Source organism: Ferrimonas marina (assembly GCF_900129905.1).
Taxonomy (GTDB): domain Bacteria; phylum Pseudomonadota; class Gammaproteobacteria; order Enterobacterales; family Shewanellaceae; genus Ferrimonas; species Ferrimonas marina.
This window is the reverse complement of sequence record NZ_FQXG01000009.1, coordinates 87056-111156: the sequence shown is the minus strand read 5'-3', so window position 1 is coordinate 111156 and position 24101 is coordinate 87056. Positions and strand designations below refer to the sequence as shown.

Annotated in this window: 19 protein-coding genes and 1 tRNA gene; 15 read left to right on the top strand and 5 right to left on the bottom strand. The window is 59.8% G+C overall.

Annotated elements, in window-relative coordinates:
* Positions 1–589: 589 nt before the first annotated feature.
* Both BUC04_RS20055 and BUC04_RS20050 read left to right on the top strand, forming a co-directional pair.
* Positions 590–2206 (top strand): hypothetical protein, encoded by a 1617-nt coding sequence (locus BUC04_RS20055; protein WP_067661948.1) that lies wholly within the window; start codon positions 590–592, stop codon positions 2204–2206.
* Between the two features lie 711 nt (positions 2207–2917).
* Positions 2918–3661: an SDR family NAD(P)-dependent oxidoreductase gene (locus BUC04_RS20050; protein ID WP_067661945.1), complete on the top strand. Its 744-nt coding sequence runs from the start codon at positions 2918–2920 to the stop codon at positions 3659–3661.
* Between the two features lie 136 nt (positions 3662–3797).
* Here the strand turns inward: BUC04_RS20050 and BUC04_RS20045 are convergent, their stop codons facing one another.
* From BUC04_RS20045 to BUC04_RS20035, 3 genes are all read right to left on the bottom strand, one after another.
* Positions 3798–5396 (bottom strand): BCCT family transporter, encoded by a 1599-nt coding sequence (locus tag BUC04_RS20045; protein WP_082766740.1) that lies wholly within the window; start codon positions 5394–5396, stop codon positions 3798–3800.
* A gap of 455 nt (positions 5397–5851) precedes the next feature.
* Positions 5852–7009: an aromatic ring-hydroxylating oxygenase subunit alpha gene (locus BUC04_RS20040; RefSeq protein WP_067661944.1), complete on the bottom strand. Its 1158-nt coding sequence runs from the start codon at positions 7007–7009 to the stop codon at positions 5852–5854.
* Positions 7009–7584 carry a TetR/AcrR family transcriptional regulator gene (locus BUC04_RS20035; RefSeq protein WP_067661943.1) on the bottom strand — a complete coding sequence of 192 codons (576 nt, stop codon included), beginning with the start codon at positions 7582–7584 and terminating at the stop codon, positions 7009–7011. The genes BUC04_RS20040 and BUC04_RS20035 overlap by 1 nt, the downstream gene beginning before the upstream one ends.
* Positions 7585–7684: 100 nt before the next feature.
* Between BUC04_RS20035 and BUC04_RS20030 the strand changes: the two genes are divergently transcribed.
* Positions 7685–7873, top strand: a complete 189-nt coding sequence (locus BUC04_RS20030; protein ID WP_067661942.1) for a hypothetical protein — start codon at positions 7685–7687, stop codon at positions 7871–7873.
* A 138-nt stretch (positions 7874–8011) separates the two neighbouring features.
* Here the strand turns inward: BUC04_RS20030 and BUC04_RS20025 are convergent, their stop codons facing one another.
* Both BUC04_RS20025 and BUC04_RS20020 read right to left on the bottom strand, forming a co-directional pair.
* Positions 8012–9775, bottom strand: a complete 1764-nt coding sequence (locus BUC04_RS20025; RefSeq protein ID WP_067661941.1) for a DUF885 domain-containing protein — start codon at positions 9773–9775, stop codon at positions 8012–8014.
* A gap of 83 nt (positions 9776–9858) precedes the next feature.
* A complete protein-coding gene (locus BUC04_RS20020; RefSeq protein ID WP_067661939.1) occupies positions 9859–10083 on the bottom strand; it encodes a hypothetical protein in 225 nt (74 codons plus the stop codon).
* A 238-nt stretch (positions 10084–10321) separates the two neighbouring features.
* On the opposite strand from BUC04_RS20020, the gene BUC04_RS20015 reads away from it, so the two are divergent.
* The 12 genes from BUC04_RS20015 (at position 10322) to mnhG (ending at position 24079) form a co-directional block, all read left to right on the top strand.
* A complete protein-coding gene (locus BUC04_RS20015; RefSeq protein ID WP_067661937.1) occupies positions 10322–12631 on the top strand; it encodes a penicillin acylase family protein in 2310 nt (769 codons plus the stop codon).
* 73 nt (positions 12632–12704) lie between these two features.
* Positions 12705–13070 carry a hypothetical protein gene (locus BUC04_RS20010; RefSeq protein ID WP_143165812.1) on the top strand — a complete coding sequence of 122 codons (366 nt, stop codon included), beginning with the start codon at positions 12705–12707 and terminating at the stop codon, positions 13068–13070.
* Positions 13071–13140: 70 nt separating this feature from the next.
* Positions 13141–13217, top strand: a tRNA-Pro gene (locus BUC04_RS20005).
* Between the two features lie 1165 nt (positions 13218–14382).
* Entirely contained in the window at positions 14383–15504 is a 1122-nt protein-coding gene (locus BUC04_RS20000; protein ID WP_067661935.1) for a hypothetical protein, read from the top strand.
* 277 nt (positions 15505–15781) lie between these two features.
* Positions 15782–17329: a YjjI family glycine radical enzyme gene (locus BUC04_RS19995; RefSeq protein WP_143165811.1), complete on the top strand. Its 1548-nt coding sequence runs from the start codon at positions 15782–15784 to the stop codon at positions 17327–17329.
* Positions 17326–18213: a YjjW family glycine radical enzyme activase gene (locus tag BUC04_RS19990; RefSeq protein WP_143165810.1), complete on the top strand. Its 888-nt coding sequence runs from the start codon at positions 17326–17328 to the stop codon at positions 18211–18213. The genes BUC04_RS19995 and BUC04_RS19990 overlap by 4 nt, the downstream gene beginning before the upstream one ends.
* Before the next feature lie 265 nt (positions 18214–18478).
* Positions 18479–21175: a hydrogen gas-evolving membrane-bound hydrogenase subunit E gene (gene mbhE / locus BUC04_RS19985; protein WP_200804711.1), complete on the top strand. Its 2697-nt coding sequence runs from the start codon at positions 18479–18481 to the stop codon at positions 21173–21175.
* A complete protein-coding gene (locus tag BUC04_RS19980) occupies positions 21175–21531 on the top strand; it encodes a Na+/H+ antiporter subunit C (protein ID WP_067661929.1) in 357 nt (118 codons plus the stop codon). Before mbhE ends, BUC04_RS19980 begins: the two co-directional genes overlap by 1 nt.
* Positions 21528–23027 (top strand): Na+/H+ antiporter subunit D, encoded by a 1500-nt coding sequence (locus tag BUC04_RS19975; protein WP_067661927.1) that lies wholly within the window; start codon positions 21528–21530, stop codon positions 23025–23027. Before BUC04_RS19980 ends, BUC04_RS19975 begins: the two co-directional genes overlap by 4 nt.
* A complete protein-coding gene (locus tag BUC04_RS19970; protein WP_067661925.1) occupies positions 23024–23500 on the top strand; it encodes a Na+/H+ antiporter subunit E in 477 nt (158 codons plus the stop codon). The genes BUC04_RS19975 and BUC04_RS19970 overlap by 4 nt, the downstream gene beginning before the upstream one ends.
* Entirely contained in the window at positions 23493–23777 is a 285-nt protein-coding gene (locus BUC04_RS19965; RefSeq protein ID WP_067661923.1) for a cation:proton antiporter, read from the top strand. Before BUC04_RS19970 ends, BUC04_RS19965 begins: the two co-directional genes overlap by 8 nt.
* Positions 23774–24079, top strand: coding sequence for a monovalent cation/H(+) antiporter subunit G (gene mnhG / locus BUC04_RS19960; protein ID WP_067661922.1), 306 nt, complete (start codon positions 23774–23776; stop codon positions 24077–24079). The genes BUC04_RS19965 and mnhG overlap by 4 nt, the downstream gene beginning before the upstream one ends.
* Positions 24080–24101: the final 22 nt, after the last annotated feature.

Genomic DNA, 24101 nt, shown 5'->3' with positions numbered 1-24101 from the left:
GTGGGGAGTTTCAATCCACTCTGGCCCCATTGGTTATTCCACCGCCCGTGGCGCCTCGCCACACTCCCTGAGCACCGACATGCTGCTCAGCCGCTATCGAAGCGGCACCGGCCTGCTGCTGGAGCCACAAGGCTCCATCGAAGCGATGAGCGCCGATATCCGGCTTGGGGTGAGAACGGGGTAACCGTCGCATCGCTATAAGGCAACACGAGGGCCGACGGCACAAGGAGGTGGGTTGCACCTCTCAATTGCCTGAACACAGCCGCCCTCATTCGCCCCAAAGGGGTTAATGAGGATTTTCAATCCTCTCTGACCCCTTTGGTTTTTCAGCATCGATAAAACAGACATTAATTAATCCCGCTTCGTGGCCGGCTGGAGTCGGTTAACATGGCATATCACTCTCAACCCTGAGGATATTAGCGGGCTCACAATTCCCTACTAACTTGGTAGGATATTTTAAATGCATAACCTCTATAGCGTTATGCATTTAACTGACGAGACTCATTAATTATAACAAACCCCAACTTTTGTTGAGCGACATATAATTTAGTGGCAATCTTTTAATCTAATTGCAAAGGAGTGCAACCTGATGTCATTTAATTATTTTATAATTATCCTTCTCCTAGCTATAGGTCTTTCTGGATGTGGTGGGGGAGGTGACGATTCACCGCAAAAAACAACCCCACCCACTACCCAAGTTCCGCCACCGACTGACTCGGATGATGACGACAATGAGGAAGACGGATCAGAGACTGAGGGAGGCGACCAAGAGGCCGGAGAAGGCGATAACACCGGTGACGGTGGCGATAGCGGCGATGGCACTGACTCTGGCGATCAAGAGACACCCGAGCCAGACGGCCACCGAAGTGGCTTTATTACCTACACCAGTACCACACTGCATAATTACCGTGCCGTAGGGCTTGTTGACCCCTACCTGGATTCCTCCACCGCTGCGCAAACCCGCAATGTGGATTATCCGTACCACACATACATGGTGGGGATCACCGAAGACAACACTGTAGAGCCCATCGAATTTGATTTCGAGTTCAGCATCGATGGAGTGGAGCAGCAACTTAGCAGTGAATGCGCCGACATCGCCCCACCGATCGCAACGGAGATTCGTAGCCTCGGCAACGACTGGCTATTTTTCTTTCTTGATGCCGTAACCGAAGTAATCGATTGCTACACGGTGCATGAAGTGGTTGTTATGGTCTCTCATCCCGAGAAAGGGATGTACTACTTCAAACCGAATATCTCAGAAAGCGAACGATTCCATATTGATTATGACCAAATCGACCGTCCTGGCTCAGTTTACAATGATGGCGACTATCCGATCATTCGCGGTTCGATTTACGGCAATGAGGCGACTAGACACTTCGCCGCAGAGCTTTTGCTGCCGGACGATGAGGGTGAAGTGCCGACGTTGAGATACCTGGCACCCACAAACGCCCCTGGGGTCCTTCTTGGTGATGTCTACTTTGCCAACTATGATGGCTCGTACCGTGCCATCGAGGTTGCCACGGGCAAGATCCTCAGGACTTACCAGAACTGGCAAGCAATGAAAATTGAGCGACCGTACATTTACCAAGGGCACGTATGGACCTATTCCTATGGCGCAATGGACGGCAGCACCAATGAGCTGGGGTTGGTCAGGCTGTCATCTGTAGAGGGTGAGGATCTGGTGTTCCAAGCGCTACCAGAATACTACCGAGATGACAGCCCACACGCACAGAAGGTTCGTGTGGGTTCAGGTATCGCCTATATCGATGAGGATAAGTCGCTACTTCTGACCAATCAGTGCTTGGTTTGGAACCAAGCTGAAGGCAGCTATATCTCCATGCGGCCCATTGAAGTGGTTGACGACATGCTAACGGACCACAGATACCACAAAGGCAGTGTCATCGACGGCACCGCTTATTGCACCGCAGAAGGTCATGCCGTGCGACTGGAGTGGACCGACTACCTCTGGGCCGGTTCGTACACGCTCGGGGATGCCGAGTTTGGCTATGTATGGTCTGAAATAGTGAAGCCATCGTTGGCTAGCAGCTTTGAATTACACCCGCCCTACATTACCTACATGTCTGATGGCGAAACTGTATATGACAAGATCCTGACAACGGTGGATCTACGAGACGGAACGGTTTCTGACGAGACCCACATTCACAATGGGTTCCCCATTATAGAGTTCACTCTGCTCGAGAAGTAACCTGGCACGAAAGCGCCGCCTAACGCACTGCGCTAGGCGGCGCTTTCTGTTCTGGGCCTCGATCACATGAAGTAGTGAACGAACCAGTTGGTGCTGGCGCCACGGGTCCGGTAGCCGCAGCGCACCAATTGACACTCGAAATTCTCCTTGCGCTTATGGGTTCAATGGGTCAGATACATTGAACCCCTGAACGGCCGACTTTTGCACCAAACCAGCCTCCAATGGAGAGAGCGCACACCCGAATCAGACTCGAGGCGGCAAACAGCACTCAGGTTTGATCACGATCATCAAAGCCGCCAACACAGAGCTGGGATTGTCGACTCCCGTGCCCACACACCCGAAAATAAAGGTGTGACACAGACAAGGAGGCCATTATGAGCACCAACCTTGAGCTCCTAATCCTTGTACTTCTGGTGATCGTGCCTCTTAAGGCATTACCTTGGTTACTGCTGGCCTACTGCGCCTTTCGCGGCCACTAGCTCCCGCAGGACTACCACCAACAGCGCTGAAACGCTGCGCTGCTCCCCAACGACAACCAGATGACATCAAGTGCCATTATGCACGCGCCTTCACTGTTAGCCTCTAGCTAACAGCTTTGTAGGTATTGCCCACCTACTGGCATACAACGCTACGGCCTATCATCTCCCCCATCAAACACATCGAGTCAGTCTCCAAGCACTGGCCGAGACAGAAAGAACACGGGAGAGCATTATGAGCGAATTCAACGGCAAGGTAGTCATCATTACAGGCTCCGCCTCCGGTATCGGCGCGGCCACCAGCCTGGCCTACGCCAAGCGCGGCGCCCAGGTGATCGGCATCGATCTGGCGCCCTCCACCGATACCGCAGCGGCGATTCAAAAAGCTGGTGGCAAGGCCGAGTTCGTTGCTGGCGATGTCAGTGACGCCAACACCTGGCAGCAAACCGCCAAACTGGCAGAAGCCGCGGGCGGTGCTGATACCCTGATCAACGTGGCTGGCTTCAGTGTGCTGGAGGACAGCATCGATACCCTCACCGGCGAGCTGTGGCAAAAGATCATGAACATCAACCTCAAGGGCCACTGGCTGGGTAGCCAAACCCTGCTGCCGCAGATGAAGCGCAAGGGTGGCGGTGCCATTGTGAACATGTCCTCCGCCACCTCGTTAGTAGGCGTGCCCAACCATGCGGCTTACAGCATGGCCAAGGGCGGTGTTGATGCGCTGACCCGGCAGATGGCGGTAGACTTAGCCAAAGACAACATCCGGGTGAATGCGGTTAACCCTGGCCCGGTGCGCACGCCGATGGTCACCACCAACACCGAAGAGATGATGGACCAGATTGTTCAAGCCGTACCGCTTAAGCGTATGGCCGAACCGGAAGAGGTGGCGGAGATCATGATCTTCCTCAGCTCCAACGCCGCCAGCTCCATCACCGGTGTCACCTTGCCCATCGACGGCGGCCTGTCGATGACGATGTAAGACTCAGCTGTTAGCTCTCATCATCTCGCTCATCCTCAATCAAAAAAGCCCGATGCAGTGCATCGGGCTTTTTATCTTGGAAGCTCAGCGCTTGAGCTTATCGCAGAAGGCTCGGCGCTGATGGCGAAGCCGGTGTTTAGCTTGCGCTGGCCTGAGCACTCGAGCCAGAGGGCACAATCCCCTGCTCCTCGGCCATGGTCTTGGCCAGGCTGGGGGCGTTCCACAGCGACGGCAGCAGGATCAACGATACCGGTACCGCCGCCACCACGATAAAGGATTGCAGGGCACCCACACCGCCTTCGCCGATGGAGAGCAGGATCGCCGCCAGGACCCCCATCATCACCGCCCAGAATACTCGTACGGCGGTATGGGGGTGGTCGGTGCCGGTCATTACCATCGAGATGGTGTAGGTCATGGAGTCACCGGTGGTGGCGACGAAGATGGTGGTCAGCACCAGGAACAGTACCGAGATCAGCAGGCCCATGGGCAGCTCACCGGTGATGGCCAGCAGTGCCGCGGGCAGGTTCATTCCGGAGAAGGGCTCGGAGATCACCCCCGGATTGGCCAGTTCAAAGGCAATCCCGCTGCCACCAACGATGGTAAACCAGAAGCAGGTGATGACCGGGGCCACCACGGAGATCATCAGGATCATCTGACGCAGGGTACGGCCACGGGAGATCCGCGCCACGAACATCGCCATCAGCGGTCCGTAACCGAGGAACCAGCCCCAGAAAAATACAGTCCACCAGCCCAGCCAGGCCTGATCTTCCCGGAAGGTGGCCATCGCCACAAAGCGGTCGAGATAGGTGCCCATGCCCTGGATGTAGCCATCAACGATGAAGGCGGTCGGGCCCAGTAGCAGCAGGTACAACATCAACACCGCCGCCAGCACGATGTTAAAGCGGCTGAGCAACTGGATACCGCGGGTGACGCCGGTAATGGCTGAAGCGGTATAGAGGGTTACCAGGCCCACCAGGATCAACATCTGGCTGTCGTAGCCGTTGCTGATCCCAAACAGAGACTCCAGGCCAAAGCCGACCTGCAGCGCCAGAAAGCCGATGGGGCCAACGGTACCGGCCACCACCGCCAACACGCAGGAAGCGTCCACCAAGGCACCGGCCCAGCCGGTCATGATGCGTTGACCGAACAGCGGGTACAGCAGGGTACGGGGCTTAAGCGGCAAGCCCTTTTGGTAGTGCAGGTAGGAGAACACGATGCTGGTCAAACAGCCGAGGATGGCCCAGGCAAGAAAGCCCCAGTGCATGAAGCTTTGGGCCAGGGCGTTGTAGCCCGCCCGCTCGGTGCCCACCTCATCGGCAAACAACGGCGGCGGTGAGACGAAGTGGGCCATCGGCTCGGCGGCGGCCCAGAACACCCCACCACCGGCCAGCAAGGTGCACATGATCACCGAGGTCCACTTAAAGGTGGAGATCTCAGGTTTCTCCAGGTTGCCCATACGGGCCCGGCCGTTGCGCCCCATGGCGATAGTGAGGCCGATAAAAAAGGTGGCCAGCATCAACAGCTGCCAGTAGGCACCAAAATAACGGGTGGCAAAGCCAAAGCCCTGGTTCACCAGGCCGCTGACCAAATCGATATCCAACAGGGCTGCCAGGGCAAAGAGCAACACCCCACCACCACTGAGCAGCAGAACTGGAATGTCGATCTGCTGGGCCCAGTGGTTCGGGTTAATCAGTGTTTCTTCAACGTCGGCAGACGCACCTGTACTTAAACTCATAAAAAGCTCCATCACCGCGGGCAAACAGCGCGCAGTGAAAACAAATAAACGGGCCAATTGAGGCTGGAAAGATCGCGCAGTCGCGATACAGGAGGACGGACACAAGGGTCGTCAAATGAAATGCAGCGGGGCTGCAATCTGGAAAGGCTGGTCTCTGGCTGGATCAGATTCACATGCTCAGCGCGCTGCTCCGTCAGAGCGAACGACGACACCTTGCTAGGGGTACAAGGTGCTGAACACTATGCCGCTGCGGTCTGGACAAAGACGCGCTGGATAAATCCGGCGATGAACAGCCGGTTCATCGCCATTCAGCCCTCGAAGCGTGCAAGAGGGCAAACGGCACAAGCGGCGCACTATAGAGAGTGGCCCGCTCAAGTGCAAGGTGGATACAACAAGAAGTGAGCTAGATTCACAAAGTTAGCAGCAATCAAGCCAGCATCTTCGCCCTACCCGCCTCAATCCTCACTGAGAAACTGCGCTGGCCCCAGCGCCTGGAACAGCGGCACTGGCCGCTGCTTAAACTGCCGGCTGAGCAGGTACTGACGAAAATCCACCAGGATCCGCTCCAGCTCCACCAGTTTGCCACCGCGGCCGAAGCGCGCTGACATCCCTTGCTGAACTCGCTCGCACAGGGCCTTGTCCTCCGCCAGAAACGCCTGGGAAAACTGCTGTTCCGGGGCGTCATCACTGGGGGTGTCGGTGCTGATGCCACCGGATCGAATCTGGCAGCTGTCTACCCCCAGCGGCAGCACCGAGATCCAGTCGAACGACTCATAGGTCAGTACGCCAATGAAAGACGGTGGCACAAAAATCAGAACGTAGTGCTGCATCGCCGGTGGGGTCTCCCCGAGCAGCCAGCGAGATACGCCAGAGCGTTGCTCCTTGATGCGCCCGGCAGTGAGTGTCCACTCCGAGCCACCGGCCAGATAGAACGCATCCCGAGTCGGGGTCACCGTCTCCAGGGTGTCACGATGCACCTGAAACAGGTGATAGCTTTCGATGCCGTTCTCCACCGCCAGTTTCCAGTTGCATTGCCAGGTTTCAGGGGCGCTGCTGTAAGCCTGGGTAAACTGCGCCAGTGGGTAAGCCTTGAGATACTCCGCGACGCCAGCCAGACGCTGACTCAGTGACCGGGCTTGGCCATTGAGATTGACGAACACTAGCCCCTGCCAGCTCTCCAGGGCATAGCGTGGCAGGCAGTGAGATGGCTTATCGAGCTTGATGGCGCCAGTCATCGGCGCGCCCTTGAACTCACCGCCGTCGCTGTAGCTCCAGGCATGATAGGGGCAGACTATATTGCCTTTGAGCTGACCGTAGCCGTCGTCCAGCAAGGGCGTACCACGGTGGCGACAACTGTTGGACAACGCCCGCAGCTGGCCATCCCGGCCGTGAATAATCACCACCGGCTCACCAGCCAGGATGAAGGCGAAGTAGTCCCCCGGCTGACTCAGTTGCGATTGGGCACAGGCAAAGACCCAATCGCCGTGAAACAGCGTCGCTATCTCTTCACCGAGCAAGGCTGAGTCGGTATAGGCGCCGAAGGGTAAGGCCTGGGCCTGCTCCAGTGGCTGGGCCAAATACTGGGCGTATTGCTGTCGGTCTAGGATCGGCATCATGACTCCAGGGTTTGGATAAGCTGATGGGCCGCCTGCTTGGAAGCACGACGCAGGGCCTGCATGCCGTGCAAGGCGGTGAGCGATTCTGCGTTGAAATAGATCCCCATCACCCCGGCGGCTACCGGCTCGACCGCTTGCCGCGTTTGCTTCGGGTAAGCGCTTTGCAGCAGCTCGGTCAGGGTATCGGCAAAGGCCTGGTTCCACTGGCTCAAACGACGACGGATAGGCTCATCCGAGGCCGCAGCTGCGGTCAGTGACAGGGCCACCAGGGTGGTCTGGTTGCCCTCCCCGTCAAACAGCATATCAAGCAGCACCGGCATGGCATTGTGCTCTGGCAACATCGCCAACATCGCCTCAACCTCGCGCTCCGACTCGCTGAAGAAGCGATCCAGAAAGGCGGCCAGGATGGCGTCGCGATTACCGATGTTGTGGCGCAGCAAGCTGCGGCTCATGCCCGCCGTCTCGGCCAGCTTCTCCAGCGTGGTACCGCCAACGCCGTACTGGACGATGCAGTGCCCGACTGCATCGAGGATCGCATCCTGGCGCTGGGCTTTGAGGCTGGGTCTGGGCATCGGCACATCCATAAATTATCAAAATTGACAATTTATAACCTAGCAGCCAGATTATAGATGGTCAATTTTGACAACCTATGACATCCGATGGAGGTGGCGCATGACCGATACCCTTTGGCTGATCCTTGGCGCTGGTCTGCTTTTGTGGGTGCTGTACGACATCATCCGCGGCCAAACCTGGTTGCATCGTCGCATCGCGCGGACCAAGGAGCCGATGTTTTTCTGGGCGCTGATGCTGGCCTGGACTGGGCTGGCGTTTTGGACGCTGGGGTTTGGCTACAGCGGATGAGCATCCAACCTCTGCCGTTCAAGTGGCCGTTTTCGTAGCCAACTAATTCGCCGTTTTCGTAGCCCAACAAACTCGCCAGTCAAAAAGCCCGCCTAGATGGCGGGCTTTTACGTTAGCGTATTGGGTTCGCTCAATAGCTTAGAGCATCAGCTGGCGGATCATCCCCACCGGGGCATTGCCATAGCTGAGGAACTGCTCATGGAACGCCTTGAGCTCAAACGCCTCCTTCTGCTGGGATTTGAGCTGCTCGCGCAGGTCAAGGATCTCGCGGAACCCGGCGTAGTAGGAGGTCAGCTGCACCTGGCTCAGGGTCACCCGGCGCCACTTCTCCTTGGCTTCCTGCTCCTGCTGATAGGCCTGGTTGACCAGCAGATCCATCGCCTCCTCCTGGCTCATCCCCTTCACGTGTACGCCATAATCCAGCAGGGTGTTGCTGATCACCCGCAGGTTCCACTTCCAGTACATCAGCCACAGCTCCGGCTCGAAGTCGCCGTAGCCCTGCTCCAGCATCATCCGCTCGGCGTACACCGCCCAACCCTCAATCATCGCGCCATTGGCCAGCAGGGATTTCACCAGGCTGGGTGACAGGTTAGCGTACACCAGCTGGGTGTAATGGCCGGGGATCGCCTCATGGATATTGAGGATCTGCAGCATCCAGTCGTTGTATTCCCGCAGGTAGCTCTCGGCGGCTTCATCGCTCAAGCCATCCAGCGGCGTCACGTTGTAGTAGGTGTTACCCTGCTTCTCGAACGGGCCCGGCGCCGAGATGGACGCACCGGCAATACCACGCATGTAGGGCGGGGTTTCGCGCACCACCAGGGGCTTATCCGGATCCAGGGTGATCAAGTCCTGCTGCACCACGAACTGCTCCAGCTCCGGGATCTGTCGCTTCACCTCGGCGACAAAGTTGTCGCGGGATACATGGGACTGTGACAGGTGATCCACCATCGCTCTTACAGCCTGCTGCGGGTCACGGGGCATGGCGGTGCCACGGAAGTACTTGGGCCACAGCTGCTTGGTGATCCCCACCATCTGCTTGCGTGCCTGGGCCTGGTCCGCCTTGGCCTTGTCGTACAACTGGGCGGCGGTCATCTCCGCCTGGATATCCAGGGCGAACTTTTGCTCATAGAGCGCTTCGCCCAGGCGGAAGTCGCGACCGGTTTGCGGGTCGAACTCGGTCAATGACCGCTCAAGGAAAGAGATGTAGCTTTGGATCGCCTGGCGGCTGCGCCAGTAGCGCTTTTCGAACAGGGCCTGCTCCTGCGCATCCAGGTTGGACTCGGCCACCCGACCCAACAGGCTGTCATCGAATACTGACAGCGCCCCCTGGTTTTGCAGCACCGCCAATTGCAGGTGCTCTTGGGTGGGGTTGCTCAAGGCCTCTCGGCCAGCGCGATAATAGGCAGGAACGCCCTCCATCCGGGCCAGCACGGTGCGCAGCTTGGTGTCCTCATCGGCCCAGCTCTCCGACAACAACCGGCCAAAGGGGCCTGCCACGTTGTAGTTAGCGGGATTCCACTGCCAGCCCTGGTAGCTGTCGAGGTACCACAGCATCTTATCCAGCTGATTGCGCATCAGCGCCAGGTCAATCTGTCGAGCCTCATCCAACTCACCAAGGTCATCGAAGCGCGCACGCCATTGTGCGGCAAAGTCCCGCTGGCGTTGACGATAGGCGGCATCGGGAATGGTGAGCTGCTGGGCGTACTGGTAGTCACCGGCATAGAGCGCCCACTCCGGCTGCAGGGCCAGCAGCTCATCGATGAAGGTATTGGCAAGGGTATCGAACTGGGCCTGCTGACAGGCGACGTCACAGACTGGGGCGATCTCACTACTCTGGGGGGCCGAGCTCTGGCATCCCCCCAGGGCCAGGACCACCAGCGCTGCCGTGGCTAACTGCTTCATTTTTCTACTTCCTTATAGTGTGACACCGTCGCATTGTAACCAGATTGTTGCGCTTAACCCACCGTCTGCCACTGGGCGGAGTGTTAAGCCGCTTGCTGCTTATCCCACAGCACCTGTTGAACCGACGCCAACGCCTGGTGGTACTGGGCGACAGCCCGGTAGGCCTGCTCGACGATCTCCATTGGAGCCTGGCGCTGCAGCAGTTCAACGTAAGCCAGACATTGCACCCCGAGACGGCGGGTCAGATCCTGCTTGATGGTGTCCAGGGCGTCCTGGCTCAAAAGATGAAAGGTTTCCGGTTGATGCATTTCGCCTCCGCACGACGCTGGTGTGTTTGCCGGGCAACAAAAAGCCCGCCCCGATGAGGAGGCAGGCTTCCATGCTGCTGCGGTTGTTTTCCCACCCAAAAGGCTACTGAGACGGACGTCAGATAACGACTTAAGCCGTTGTTAAGTGCTGTTTAATCATTGTATTCCCGATACACTTGGATTCACTAACGCCTGAAAGGGCACCCTTAGAATTAACGGACTTGGGAGAAACGGCAGGATGTGGCAACGGGCAGTGTGGTGGGGCTTGGCGGCGGTGCTTGCCCTGGCAGCGGTGGCAGCTGGCCTGATCTGGACTCGGGTTCCCGCCACGCAGGGAAGCTACCACATCGAAGGCTTACAGGCCCCGGTGGCGATTGAGTTGGATCTGTTCGGTGTACCCAGCATCGCCGCCGCCAACGACCTGGACGCCTGGCAGGCCCTGGGTTGGCTGCACGCCCGAGAACGCCTGTTCCAGATGGATCTGCTTCGCCGGGTCGGCAAAGGTGAAGTGGCCGCCCTGATGGGTGCCGACGCGCTGCCCACAGACCAACTGTTTCGCACCCTCGGCACCCGGGACTGGAGCGAAACCCAGGCCGCCAGCCTGCCCCAGCGCCAACCGGAGCTGACCGAACTGGTCGATGCCTACCTGTCCGGGGTCAACCAGGCCATCGATACCCTCCCCACCCCAACGGAGTACCTGTTGCTCGGGGCCAGCCCGGAGCCCTTTGAGCGGGTCGATATCTACGCCACCCTCAGCTACATGGCCCACAGCTTTACCTCGGCCTTTCGCCAGGACCCATTGCTGACCGAATTGCTGCACAGCCTGCCCAGCGATCACCACCCCAGCCTCACCGCACACTGGCAGTCGCCGCTGGCCCAGGGCAGCGCCCTGCCCCAGGTGGCGCTGAATGACTGGTATCGCCAGATCCCCCAACTGGACCAATGGCTGCCGCTGGGCCAGCTGCAGGGTTCCAACGCCTGGGTGGTCAGTGCCCAGCGCAGCAACAGCGGTGCCCCACTGTTTGCCAACGATCCGCACATCAGTTTCTCCAGCCCCCAGGTGTGGTACGAGGCGCAGATCCACTCCCCCAGCCGCCAGCTCTATGGCCACTTCCTGCCCGGCCTGCCGCTGCCGCTACTGGGGCAAACCCCAAGCCGGGTCTGGGGCCTGACCATGCTGCTTAACGACGATGCGGATCTTTACCTGCTGGAACGCAACCTCGACAGCTACCAAGTGGATGGCCAGTGGCGGCCTATGACTAGCGTCAAGCACAGCATCCCGGTTAAGGGCAGCGAGCCTGTGGCCTTAACGGTGGAGCAAACCGAGCTGGGGCCGTTAGTGGATGAGGTGCTGGCACTGCCCCAGTCCACTGCATTGAACTGGACCTTTACCCTGCCCGATAACCAGCCGCTGATAGGCCTGTATGGGCTGGTCAATGCGCGCTCGCTTATGGAAACGGAACAGAGCCTGGAGGCGATCTGGTCCCCCGGCGTCAACCTGATGTATGCCGATACCGAGGGCAACATCGCCAAGTGGGCGGTGGCTCGCTACATTCGCCGCGCCGATGGCGTCAGTGGTGGCACTCTGATCGATGGCAGCAACTCGGCCCACTGGCCCCAGGGTTACTATCCCTTCGAGCAAAACCCGCGCAGCATCAACCCCGAGTCCGGCATGGTGTTCTCCGCCAATCACCCCTACCAGGCGCCTTTGGGTGAACAGGAGGCCTCCCATTACTACGCCCCCAAGTTCCGGCCACAACGCCTGGCCGAGCAGCTGGAGCGCCAACAGATCTGGTCGATCGATGCCTTCCAGCAGCTGCAAACCGACAGCCGCAACCTGCGCTTTGATCAACTGCTGGCATTGCTGCCGGACTCTGCTAGGCAGCACCCTTTGGGCCAGACCCTGTTAAGCTGGGATGGCCAGTATCGGCCCGATGCCCAGGCCCCAGCGCTGTTTGAACAGTTCTACCATCAACTGCAGATCGCCCTGTTCCAGCCCAAGCTGACCGAGCAGCAGTTCGATGCGCTGCTGCGTCAAGGACTGGTAGACAAGATCCTGTTCGAGGCCCTGGCGGACGCCAACTCACCCTGGTGGCAACCTCAGCCGGACGCCCCTGCCGACCGGTCGGCGCTGATCCAAACCGCCTGGGACGCCACCCTGGCCAACGAGCCGACGACCTGGGGTGAGCAGGTACGCTATCGCCACCGCCATGCCATGGGTGTCAACGGCCCACTGCAGTGGCTGTTTGAGGGCCCCCGGCTGGGGGTGACCGGCTCCAAGCGGGCGATCAACAACGTCTCCTACCCCTACCGTGCCCACCCGGAACGGGCCAGCTTTGGCCCCTCGACCCGACGACTGGTGGACCTGGCCCAGCCGGATAAAACCTGGGTGATCAGTCCATTGGGGCAAAGCGGCCATCGAATGTCGGTGCATTTTGCCGATCAGGCGCAGATGTATCAGCGCGGCGAATACCGCACGATCGCGCTGCAAGCCCCGCGAGACGGGGAAATCACGTTGCTGCCAGAAGCGGGATCCACAGCGCAATAATATTGGGAGGCATTCTCATTTGATAATAAATTTGCTAACGTGACCGAGTATTTTCTCGATGTGTGGTTGCGACATGGCCAAGAAGATCTCCAAGAAGAAAGCCCATAAACAGGCAGAAAAAGAGCTAAAACAAGTCGTTAAGTTGGCAAAAAAGGCCTTCAAGAAGCAGCTTAAACAGGAGCTGACCCAGCCGGTTGCCAAGTTGAAGAAGGCGCAGAAGCAGGCCCTGGCCCAGGATTTGTCCGAGGCACTGAACAAGGCGCTGCTGGATAACGTGGTGCCCTTCTACCCGGATAACCAGGTAGCACTGGACGTACCGCTCAAGCGCAAGCCCTGCGGCGGATGCCCAGCCAAGGCCGGTGGCCTCTGTCGCTGTGCGGTAAAACGCGCCAGAAAACAGCAGGTTGACCAAGTAAGCATCGCTTTGGCGAATGGCTGAACGATCGAATAGAATTAAATAAAAAGCGCTTGCAAGTCTGACCATTCTGCATAGAATGGCTTCTCGTTGTCGGCCAGTAGCGCAGCCAGGTAGCGCACCGTCATGGGGTGTCGGGGGTCGGAGGTTCAAATCCTCTCTGGCCGACCAGACAACAGAGAAAGCCCGTAGTTCGAGAGAACTGCGGGCTTTTTCGTTCTAGAGCTCCGACCCAGCAATCCTGCGGATTGCGGTCGGACCGGAACGCCGGCCGGGCCAAACCCACTCTGGCCGACCAGGCAACAGGAAAAAGCTCTAACCGATAGGTTGGAGCTTTTTTCGTTTTAGGGTCCGCCCCAAGTGGGCCTTGGGCCCACGGGTCGTAGCCGGAAGCCCGGCGCGTTAAATCCCCTATGGCCGACCAGACAACAGAGAAAGCCCGCGATTCGTCAGAGTCGCGGGCTTTTTCGTTCCTCCCCAAGCAGCTCTTCGACCTACGGGGTCGGACCGGAATGCCGGCCAGGCCAAATCCCTCTGGCCGACCAGACAACAGAAAGAACCGGTTCACGAAAGTGAGCCGGTTTTTTTGTGCCTCCGCCCCAGCAATCCTACAGATTGCGGTCGGACCGGGACGCCGGCCAGACCAAACCCTCTCTGGCCGACCAGACAACAGGAAAAAGCTCTAACCGTAAGGTTGGAGTTTTTTTCGTTTTAGGGTCCGCCCCAAGTGGGCCTTTGGCCAGCGGGTCGTAGCCGGAGCCCGGCGCCTAAGCTCTTCGAGAGAGTCATCCTCTCTGGCCGACCAGACAACAGAGAAAGCCCGCGATTCGTCTAAGTCGCGGGCTTTTCTATCGTCGTCCGGGCAACGCTTCAAACTGCAGACTCGAAACCGAGATAGGGGCTGGAGTGAGCCTGGGTTCGATAGCGTTATTCAGATGTTATGGCAATGAAATCAGCTAACTAACGATAAGCCTGGTTTAACTGATTCTTAAGTGGATGCGGTTTGGCCGTGCCCCTAAGATGCGCCCACCTCGAAGGATTGAGTTGAACCTGCCGGCGTTGCAGCACCGACAGGTTCCAAGCATCGAACCAAGAGGAAATCTTGAGATGCGGGCACAGCTTAGCATGGCGCTGGTAGACAGTATGTCGACCGCTCCACATCCTGACTGACGATTGCCAGCCCCAGGATGAGCCATCGACCCGCTCTCTCCTCTTTTGGTTTTGCTCACTATCTCCGCAGACAACCACCGCTGTCCGAGACCTGTACCTGCTGCACAAGCAAGGGCGAGAGTTGCAGCTCCGCTCGAACAAAAAAATCCAAGAGGAAACCCAACTCATGCGTAATATCGAATCTCCCCTCAAGGCTACGACCATCGCCATCGTTGCCATCCTGGCCAGTGGCTGTAGCGACAGCGATGGCGGAGCCGACAACACCGCACGCACTGCCACCGTCGGTTTCAGTGTCGATCGGGAGATCTCGCCGATGAGCGATAACCCCAAGGCAGAGAAATACCTGCAAAGCTGCGGCTATCAATTGAAAGCTAATGGCGAAGTGGTCTACTCCGACGTCTGCCTGGGCGGTACTTACGAGGTTGAGATCCGCGACGGCTACAAGCTCACCGTCGAACACCCTAGCTTGGGTGCAGCTCTGGCCTCAGGCCTGGCAGAAGATTGGACCGTCGAAGGCGATCACACGGTAGCCATTGGCGAGTCCAGTTTCACCATCCGCACCCACAACGAGCACTTTTCTTTTGTCACCGTGGAGGAGTCACCCTACATCCTCTGGGCTCACCTTTCTGACACCCCGATGATCAGCAGTGAGGACGCCAGCTATCGTTATGGTTTCGTCACGGGCGAGCGCTACTACTTCGAACTGGAGTCTCAGATGGGCCACTATCAGGACAACAGTGACGCAGACGTGAGCATGCACTACCACTACTTCCTGTCAGATGGCGACGCGACCATCGGTGGTCCCGATCGAGATTGGGGGGACAAAAACATCTCCATTGGCGGCGATGCGCCCATTGGTGCCGAAGTCGCCATGATCAACGTCAGCAGCTACAGCGAGCAGGAAGAGGGGGTTTGGGTTGTCTCTACCGGCTCTGAAGAGAGCCAGCCGCGCGTTACGCCCTACCCCGCTATCGGTTTTGTTGCCGCTGCAGGGGATGTGAACGTCGTGGAGGAGATCTCTACCGGTTGGGTCAATTACTATACCCGTGTGGCTCTGACCGGAGAGGATTGCCGCCTGACCCGCCTGGCCGACGGCCGTGTATCGGGGCTGTGTTTTGAGGGCTATGCCAACAGCGTTGAGGAGGCATTTCAGGCTTACGACCTGGAGTTTCGCGATGACTACCTCGAGGCAGGCCTGGGCCGCTCAAACCTGATTTGGCGTATTACCGACGGCAGTGCAGGCCTGTTTGACGGAGAAGCTCAGATCACCCTGGCGCCTCAACAATAACTGGGTATCCTTAGCCATCAGCCGGCTCATGACAGTGAGTCGGCTTTGGTGTTTTTGCATCTATTCTACTCCTCGGCTCGCGCTCGGGTCAGAGCGCCGGCCGCTCAGTTCCTCGCATGGGTAACCGCCCTGGCCGACCAGACAAGCTGCCACCCTCAACCAGAAAAAACGCTGATATCTGTCTGTATACACTGGGGAGTTGGACGCCTCTCACGGTTGTGGTGTGAGTGATTCGATAAAATGGTGGGTAGATCCCTATCACTGTCTGAGCCCCACCGTGTCACTCGAATCCTTACAGCAACAGGCGATGAGCCTGATCCAGAACCCCAGCCTGACGCCCCAGCAAAAGCAGTTGGCGCTGTACCAAACCCTGGAAGCGGCGCTGCCGGCCTGTTCTTACTCCCCGGCCGTGGCCGAGGCGGTCGAGCAGGGGCTGCTGCATGAGATGTTCGAAAGCGCCGCGCCGTTTAAGCCGCGCTACCTGCTGCCGGATTACCAAAAAGCGCTGCAACTGGGCAGTGAGTACCTGGAGCTGGCAGCCCCCAGCAACCTGGACGAGGCTATCCAGTTCTTGCTGGTGCTTTACCAGAGCGTACCGTCGGTCACCACCTACCCGGTGTTTGTGGGTCATATCGATCAGCTGCTGGAGCCCTTTGTCAGCGACCAACTGACCGACCAGCAACTGGACGATAAGATCCGACGCTTCTGGCAGGCGATCGACCGTACCCTGCCTGACTCCTTTGTCCACGCCAACCTTGGTCCGGCGGACAGCCGCATTGGCCGCTCGGTGTTGCGGGTGGATGCCCAGCTGGCGCAATCGGTGCCCAACCTCACCTTCCGCTACCAGGAGGGGGTAACCCCGGCGGATCTGCTCAGCCAGTTGAGTGACAACATCGTCGCCTGCAACAAGCCCCACATCGCCAACCACCAGATGATCAGCCGCGACTTCGATGGCGATTATGGCCAGGTAAGCTGCTACAACTCCCTGCCAATCGGCGGCGGGGCCCACACCATGATGCGGCTCAACCTGCGCCAATCCTTCTTCCAGTGCGACGGCAGCATCGACGACTACCTGGCCAACACGGTGCCCCACTGCACCTCGCTGATGGTGGAGGCGATGAGCCACCGCATCGATTTCCTGGTGGAGCGCTCCGGCTTCTATCAAGGCAACTTCCTCGCCACCGAGGGGCTGATCAGCCTCGACCGGTTCAGTGCCATGTTTGGTATCTATGGCTTGGCGGAACTGGTCAATCAACTGCTGGAAGCCAAGGGCAGCCACAGTCGTTACGGCCATGATGAGGAAGCGATGGTGCTGGCGGAGCAGATCGTTGCAGCGTACCAGCAACAGCTGCGCCAACATCGAGTCAAACACTGCCAGGGCGAGCGCCTGATGTTCCACTCCCAGTCGGGGATCTCCAGTGACAGCGAGGAGACCGCCGGCACCCGGATCCCGATTGGCGAGGAGCCGGATGCGGTCAGTTACATCCGTCGCTGCGCCCGCCTGCACCGCTACTTCGATGCCGGCATCAGCGACATCTTCGTGGTGGAGCCGACCATCGCCAATAACCCCTCCGCCCTGACACGGCTTATCCGGGGCGGGCTGCAGCTGGGGCTGCGCTGTTTCACTGCCAATGTCAGTAACAATGACCTGGTGCGGATCACCGGCTACCTGGTCAAACGCTCTGACATCGACAAGCTGCGCCAGGGCGCCGAACGTCATCAGTCCACCGTGCTCGGGGCGGAAGCGGTCGACGTTGCCAAGATCCTGGACCGACGGGCTCGGATCATCAGCCACGAAACCGTGCCGCTGGAGCAGTGGCGTTGAGACAACCTCGCGCGGCGATGCCCGACCCACTGCTGGGCGTGATCAGCCATATCCTGCCGTTCAGCTGTGTCGATGGCCCAGGTAGCCGCATGGTGGTATTCCTGCAAGGCTGCAACATGGACTGCCCCGGCTGCCAGAACCCCCACACCATAGGCCACTGTGATGGTTGCCTTAGCTGCGTGGAAAGCTGTCCGAACCAGGCGCTGTCGCCCACCGGTGCGCCCCGTCAGCGCCAGCTGGATGCCCAGCGCTGCCAGCAGTGCGACCACTGCATCTCCCAGTGCCCCCGGAGCGGCAACCCGCGCAGCCAGGTCACCAGTGTGGAAGCGTTGCTGGCCACCATTCGTACCCATGCGCCTCTGCTGGACGGCGTCACCTTTTCCGGTGGTGAAGCCACCCTCCAGCACCGCTTCCTGGCGGCGCTGATGGCTAGGCTGAAGGCTGACCCCCAATGTGCGCACCTGTCGCTGCTGATCGATTCCAACGGCCTGCTGGCGCCGCAGCATTGGCCTGCATTGCTGGCCCACTGTGATGGCGTGATGATCGACATCAAAGCGATGGAGGCCACGCTGCATCGGCAACTCACCGGACGCGATCCCCAGCGGGTCATCCGCAGCATTGAATACCTCGCAGCCCAACAAAAACTGACCGAGCTGCGCTGGCTGGTTGTCCAGGGACTGAACGACACTGAGGCGGAGTTCACCGCCTTGTGCGAACTGCTTAAGGCCCTGCCCCAGAGCATTTCGCTGCGCCTCAATGGCTACCGCCACCATGGCGTCCGCGAAGCGGGGCGACAGTGGCCGCAAACCGACTCCGCTCGATTACAGGCGCTGGCACAACAGTTGGCGCACCAAGGCATCAGCAGCCATTGCGTCACGGCCTGAACCCGTCGCGCCTCACTGAACGCCCCCCCGCTAACAGGCACACCTCCTCGCCCCGGTTAGATATCCCTCAAGCTGAATTGCCAGACGCAGATGACCCGCATCGCCTCCAGAGTGCGGGGGTGCGGGGTGCGGGACTGCAAGAAAACAAAACTGATCGACTGAAGTGACATTGGGAGTAGAAAGGGGCTGAGCTGCTGACAGGCCTCTTAATGGGCTGTATCGCCGTGATTAAGGCCGAACTGAACTAGGCTGAAGAGACGATATCGTGTGCCCCACCTCCTTTATGCGGACGACGGAACGGCCAGAGCCAACGCCCTCCCCGCCCCAACGGCAAGCCTGGCTGGGGCTGTTTGCACTGCTCCCGACTCTGCTGCTGTTCTGGGCCTGGCAGCAGTATCGTCCCGAGGGGGTTTATTGGGTTGTTGATTGGGTGCCCTCGCTGGGGATCAACCTCGCCCTGGCACTGGATGGCCTGTCCTACCTGTTTGTGCTTCTGATCTGTGGTATCGGCACCCTGATCCAGGTCTACGCCCTGTCCTACCTGCGCGGCAAGGCCAAGCGCGCGGCCTTCCACCTCTACCTGACCCTGTTCATGCTGGCCATGCTGGGCCTGGTACTCAGCGATAACCTGATCCTGCTGTTCGTGTTCTGGGAGCTGACCACCATCACCTCCTACCTGCTGATCGGTTTTAACCACGAAGACCCCACCGCCCGGCGCAATGCCCTGCAGGCGATGCTGGTGACCGGTGCTGGCGGACTGGCACTGCTGGCCGGCTTGATCCTGCTCGGTGAGATGACCGGCAGCTACCGACTTTCCCAGATCCTCCAGCAGGCCCCCGAGCTGCAATCACACCCGCTGTTTCTGCCCTCCATGGTGCTGGTGCTGCTGGGGGGTATCACCAAGTCTGCCCAGTTCCCCTTTCACTTCTGGCTTCCTGGTGCCATGGCCGCCCCCACCCCGGTCAGCGCTTACCTGCACTCCGCCACCATGGTCAAGGCGGGCATCTACCTGCTGGCAAGGCTCTCTCCGGTCTACGCCCATTCCGATCTGTGGTTCTACAGCCTGCTGACCCTGGGTGGGATCACCGCGATATGGTCGGCCATCCTGGCGCTGAAGCAGACCGATCTCAAGCTGATGCTGGCCTACAGCACCAACACTGCACTGGGCAAACTCACCATGCTGCTGGCGCTGGGTACCGACTACGCCATCACTGCCGCCCTGCTGTTTATCCAGGCCCATGCACTCTACAAGGCCGCCCTGTTTATGGTGGTGGGCAACATCGACAAGGCTACCGGCACCCGGGATTATCGCCAGCTGGCCGGACTGCGCCCGGTGCTGCTGTTGAGCTTTTCGGCGGCGGTACTGGCTGCCTTGTCCAAGGCGGGCCTGCCGCCGCTGATGGGCTTTCTCAGCAAGGAGTACATGTACAAGGCAGCACTGGGGGTGGGCTTGCTGCCATCACTACTGGTGATGCTGGCCAATGTGATGATGGTGGTGCTGGCCCTGGCGGTGGTGTCCAAGCCCTTCCTGGGCCAGCAGGCCAGCGATAGCAAAGCAGACAGCACCCTGACCAAGCCGATTGAGCGGGACTGGGGCTTGTGGCTGCCGGCGCTGCTGCTGGCGCTGTTGAGTCTGCTGCTGCCGGCACTGATGCTCGGGCCCATGCAAAGCCAGATCCTGACGCCAGGAAGCCTGGCGATCGCCCCGGAGCAGGCGCCGGTCACCGCGCTACTATGGCAGGGCTGGAACCTGCCGCTGCTGCTCAGCGCCCTGACGCTACTACTGGGAGGCGTGGCATACCGTTACTTCCTGCCCCTCAGCCGGGGGATCGCCAGCGTTATCCAGCCCCTGCCCCAAGGGCCTGCGGCCTATCAACAGCTGCTGGATGGCATGCAGCGCCTGGGCCGCTGGCAAACCGCCCTGCTGCAGCCGCGCACCCTGAGCATGACGGTGTTGATGTTCTTCGCGGTGATCGCCGCCTTGTTACTGTGGCCGCTGTCCGGCTTGTCCTGGAGCCTGTTGCCCCCGCTGGGACAACTGGCGTTCTACGAAGTGGCACTGGCACTGCTGCTGTTGGCGGCGGTGGCAGCCTGTCTGCTGGCCCGCTCTAAATTGCTGGCCATCGCCGCACTGGGGATGGTGGGTTTTCTCTCCACCCTGATCTTTATGCTCTACAGCGCACCGGATGTGGCCAAAACCCAGTTGCTGGTGGAAACCCTGCTGGTGGTGATCCTGATGCTGCTGCTGCGCTACCTGCCCAGCCTCGACAGCGTATCTGCGCACCCGCCCCGGCGGCGCCTGCTCAACGCCGGGCTGGCCCTGGCCATCGGCCTCAGCGTGACCCTGCTGCTCAACAGTGTGGTGAGCCTGCCAATGGATCCCCGTCTGACCGAGTTCTTCGCCCAAAACAGCGTACCCGGTGGTCACGGCCGCAACATCGTCAATGTCATCCTGGTGGACTTTCGTGCCTTTGATACCTTCGGCGAGGTGGTGGTGGTGGTGATCGCCGCCATCGCTTCCATCTCGCTGCTGCGCAGCCAGCGCCGCGGCGGCAACCGGGTCGATTCCCTCATCTTTCAAACCACCGCCCATGTGGTGGTGGTGATCATGCTGATGTTCTCGCTCTACCTGCTGCTGCGTGGCCACAATGCGCCCGGCGGGGGCTTTATTGGCGCCCTGATCGCGGTGATCGGCTTCGCCCTGTTGATGCTGGCCGAGTCCGCCCGTTACGTACGCCAAAGGCTGCGCCTCTCGCCGGTGCACATCGCCCTGTGCGGCATGTTGGCAGCCCTGCTGGCCGGCACCCTCAGCCTGATGGCCGATCAACCCTTCCTCACCGGCTTGTGGTGGAAAGCGGTACTGCCGCTGGGCACCCCACTGCTGTTTGACCTGGGGGTCTACCTGGCGGTGTTCGGTGCGGTACTGGGGATCCTGCTGCGCATCAACGAGGAGATGGACTGATGGAGACGCTATGGAGCCTGGTGGCGGGCGCGCTGGTTGCCGCGGGCATCTACCTGATGCTGGAGCGCCATGTGCTGCGGGTGATCTTTGGCCTTATCCTGCTCAGCAACGCCATCAACCTGGCCATCTTTGTCGCCGGCCGGCTGACCCCGGGGGTGCCACCACTGATCGCCGCCGATGCCCTGCTGCCGCCGGAGGGGGCCGCCAACTCGCTGCCCCAGGCGTTGATCCTGACCGCCATCGTCATCGGCTTTGGCCTGCTGGTGTTTGCCCTGATGCTCTGTTTCCGTGCCTTCCGCCAAAGTGACAGTGCCGACATCGATGGCATGTCCGACAGCGACAGTGAGGGCCCATGAGCGGACTCTGGTTGACCCTACCCGTCATCCTGCCGCTGGCCTGCGCCAGCATCGGCTACTTCCTGCGCCATCGTCCGCAAACGATCACCGCTTTGTGCCTGGTCAGCTCTGCGCTGTCGCTGTTGGCCGCCATCTTGCTCATGCAACAGGTGATTAGCGCGGGCCCACAGGCGGTGGCCTTTGGCAGCTGGGCGGCGCCCTTTGGCATCGTCTTTGTAGCCGACCTACTGGGTGCTGCCATGGCGCTGATCACCACCCTGGTGGGGCTGGCCATCGTTATCTATGGTGCCGCCGACATCTGGAACAAGCCCAGCTATGGCTTGTACCAGGTGCTGTTCCAGGTACTGCTGGCAGGGGTGGCCGGCGCCTTCCTTACCGGCGACATCTTCAATCTCTATGTCTGGTTCGAGGTGATGCTGATCGCCTCTTTTGGCCTGATGGTGCTGGACGCCGAGGGCCAGCAGCTACGCGGTGCAGTGCGCTATGTGGTGCTGAACCTGATCTCCACCCTGTTCTTCCTGCTGGCCATTGGCCTGCTGTACGGCGCCACAGGTACCCTCAACCTGGCGGATCTGCACACCAAGGCCGCTGCCCTGCCCGGCGCCACCGCCGCCCTGCTGACCGCGATGTTCCTGTTTGCCTTCGCCATCAAGTCGGCGCTGTTCCCGGTGTTTGCCTGGCTGCCCGCTTCCTACCACACCCTGCCCAGTGGCGTGGTGGCACTGTTTGCCGCGCTGCTGACCAAGGTGGGGGTGTACGCCCTTATCCGCCTGTTTACCCTGGTCTTCCCTCTGGACCAGGGGCAATGGCAGCCGCTGCTGATCACCGTCGCAGGGCTAACCATGCTCACCGGTGTGCTGGGGGCGGCCTGCCAGTACAGCATCAAGCGAATCCTGTCGTTTCACATCGTCAGCCAGATCGGCTACATGCTGATGGGGCTGGCGCTGTTTACCCCGCTGGCGCTGGCCGGGGCGATCTTTTACCTCATCCACCACATCATCGTGAAGGCCAACCTGTTCCTGATTGGCGGGGTGATCCAGCGCCGCTTTGGCACCGACGAACTGGCGGACGTGGGGGGACTGTACCGCGCCTCACCGGGTCTGGCGCTGCTGTTCCTGATCCCCGCCTTCTCGCTGGCAGGCTTTCCGCCGCTGTCCGGTTTCTGGGGCAAGTTCCTGGTGATCAAGGCCAGCCTGCAAACCGAGCAGTTTTTGCTGGCGGGGACGGCACTGGCGGTGGGCCTGCTGACCCTGTTCTCCATGACCAAGATCTGGCACGAAGCGTTCTGGAAACCAGCACCTGTTTCGGAGGGAGAGCCGGAGGCGCTGTCGAAACGTGACCGCCGGCTTTACCTGGCCCCTATCATCACCCTGGCACTGATGACCCTGGTGATCGGCACCGTGGCAGAACCGTTTTACCGCATCGCCATGCAGTCGGCTGAGCAGCTGCTCGACCCGCAGGCCTACATCCAAGCGGTGCTGGAGCCTCAACCATGACCTACTTCCTGCTGAATCTGTTTCTGGCGGTCGCCTGGATGCTGGTCAACGGCGCCTACAGCGGCCTGGATTTTCTTATCGGTTACGGCGTGGGCTACCTGGCGCTGGCGCTCAGCCAGCCCTTTGGCCTGAGCACCAGCTACTTCAAGCGCACCCAGGCGGCGGTCAAGCTGCTGTTCTATTTCCTTTACCTGATGATCGTCTCGGTGATGCGGGTGGTGTGGGACGTGCTGACCCCCACCCACCTCAGTGAACCCGACATCGTTCATGTGCCCCTGACCGCCAGCAGCGATCTGGAGATCACCCTGTTGGCCAACCTTTTATCCCTGACCCCGGGCAGCCTGAGCCTGGACGTCAGCGAAGACCGCAAATACCTGGTGATCCACGCCATGTTTGCTGCAGACCACGCCGAGGTGATCGACGAGATCAAAAACGGCCTGGAGAAAAAGCTGTTGGAGGTGACCCGTGACTGAGTTTCTCGCCCTTGCCATCACCTTCGCCTACACCGGCCTGCTGCTGAGCTTTACCCTGGCGCTGGTGCGGCTGGTCAAGGGGCCGACCCTAGCCGACCGGGTGGTGGCACTGGATATGATCGCCTTTCTCACCATTGGCTTTATCGCCGTCTACACCCTGGACAGCGGCCAGGAGTCGTTCCTGGATGTGGCGATCACCCTGGCGCTGGTGGCCTTTCTCGGCACCATCGCCTTTGCCCGCTTTATCGCCAAGAGTGACGAGGAGCCCCGCGCATGAGTGCCTTCCTGTCCGCCGTTTGCCTGTTGATTGGCACCTTTTTCGTCATCGTCGCCAGTGTCGGCTTGCTGCGCCTGCCGGACCTGTTCATCCGCATGCACGCCGCCACCAAGGCCGGCACCGTGGGGCTGGCGTTTCTGCTGTTGCCGGTGGCCATCACGCTGCAGGAGGTGACGGTCACCTCCCGCATCGTCAGCATCCTGTTCTTTATCCTGATCACCGCGCCTGTGGCGGCGCACCTGCTGGGCAAGGCGATGATGCAAAAGGGCTACAAGATCTGGCGAGGCAACCCGGACGAGTAACCCGGCTTATCTCGGACAGGAA

What these genes read in the sequence shown, in the direction of transcription:
- BUC04_RS20055 (WP_067661948.1), top strand. Translation starts at nt 590, where the DNA reads ATGTCATTTAATTATTTTATAATTATCCTTCTCCTAGCTATAGGTCTT.
- BUC04_RS20050 (WP_067661945.1), top strand. Translation starts at nt 2,918, where the DNA reads ATGAGCGAATTCAACGGCAAGGTAGTCATCATTACAGGCTCCGCCTCC.
- BUC04_RS20045 (WP_082766740.1), bottom strand. Translation starts at nt 5,396, where the DNA reads ATGAGTTTAAGTACAGGTGCGTCTGCCGACGTTGAAGAAACACTGATT.
- BUC04_RS20040 (WP_067661944.1), bottom strand. Translation starts at nt 7,009, where the DNA reads ATGCCGATCCTAGACCGACAGCAATACGCCCAGTATTTGGCCCAGCCA.
- BUC04_RS20035 (WP_067661943.1), bottom strand. Translation starts at nt 7,584, where the DNA reads ATGCCCAGACCCAGCCTCAAAGCCCAGCGCCAGGATGCGATCCTCGAT.
- BUC04_RS20030 (WP_067661942.1), top strand. Translation starts at nt 7,685, where the DNA reads ATGACCGATACCCTTTGGCTGATCCTTGGCGCTGGTCTGCTTTTGTGG.
- BUC04_RS20025 (WP_067661941.1), bottom strand. Translation starts at nt 9,775, where the DNA reads ATGAAGCAGTTAGCCACGGCAGCGCTGGTGGTCCTGGCCCTGGGGGGA.
- BUC04_RS20020 (WP_067661939.1), bottom strand. Translation starts at nt 10,083, where the DNA reads ATGCATCAACCGGAAACCTTTCATCTTTTGAGCCAGGACGCCCTGGAC.
- BUC04_RS20015 (WP_067661937.1), top strand. Translation starts at nt 10,322, where the DNA reads ATGTGGCAACGGGCAGTGTGGTGGGGCTTGGCGGCGGTGCTTGCCCTG.
- BUC04_RS20010 (WP_143165812.1), top strand. Translation starts at nt 12,705, where the DNA reads ATGGCCAAGAAGATCTCCAAGAAGAAAGCCCATAAACAGGCAGAAAAA.
- BUC04_RS20000 (WP_067661935.1), top strand. Translation starts at nt 14,383, where the DNA reads ATGCGTAATATCGAATCTCCCCTCAAGGCTACGACCATCGCCATCGTT.
- BUC04_RS19980 (WP_067661929.1), top strand. Translation starts at nt 21,175, where the DNA reads ATGGAGACGCTATGGAGCCTGGTGGCGGGCGCGCTGGTTGCCGCGGGC.
- BUC04_RS19975 (WP_067661927.1), top strand. Translation starts at nt 21,528, where the DNA reads ATGAGCGGACTCTGGTTGACCCTACCCGTCATCCTGCCGCTGGCCTGC.
- BUC04_RS19970 (WP_067661925.1), top strand. Translation starts at nt 23,024, where the DNA reads ATGACCTACTTCCTGCTGAATCTGTTTCTGGCGGTCGCCTGGATGCTG.
- mnhG (WP_067661922.1), top strand. Translation starts at nt 23,774, where the DNA reads ATGAGTGCCTTCCTGTCCGCCGTTTGCCTGTTGATTGGCACCTTTTTC.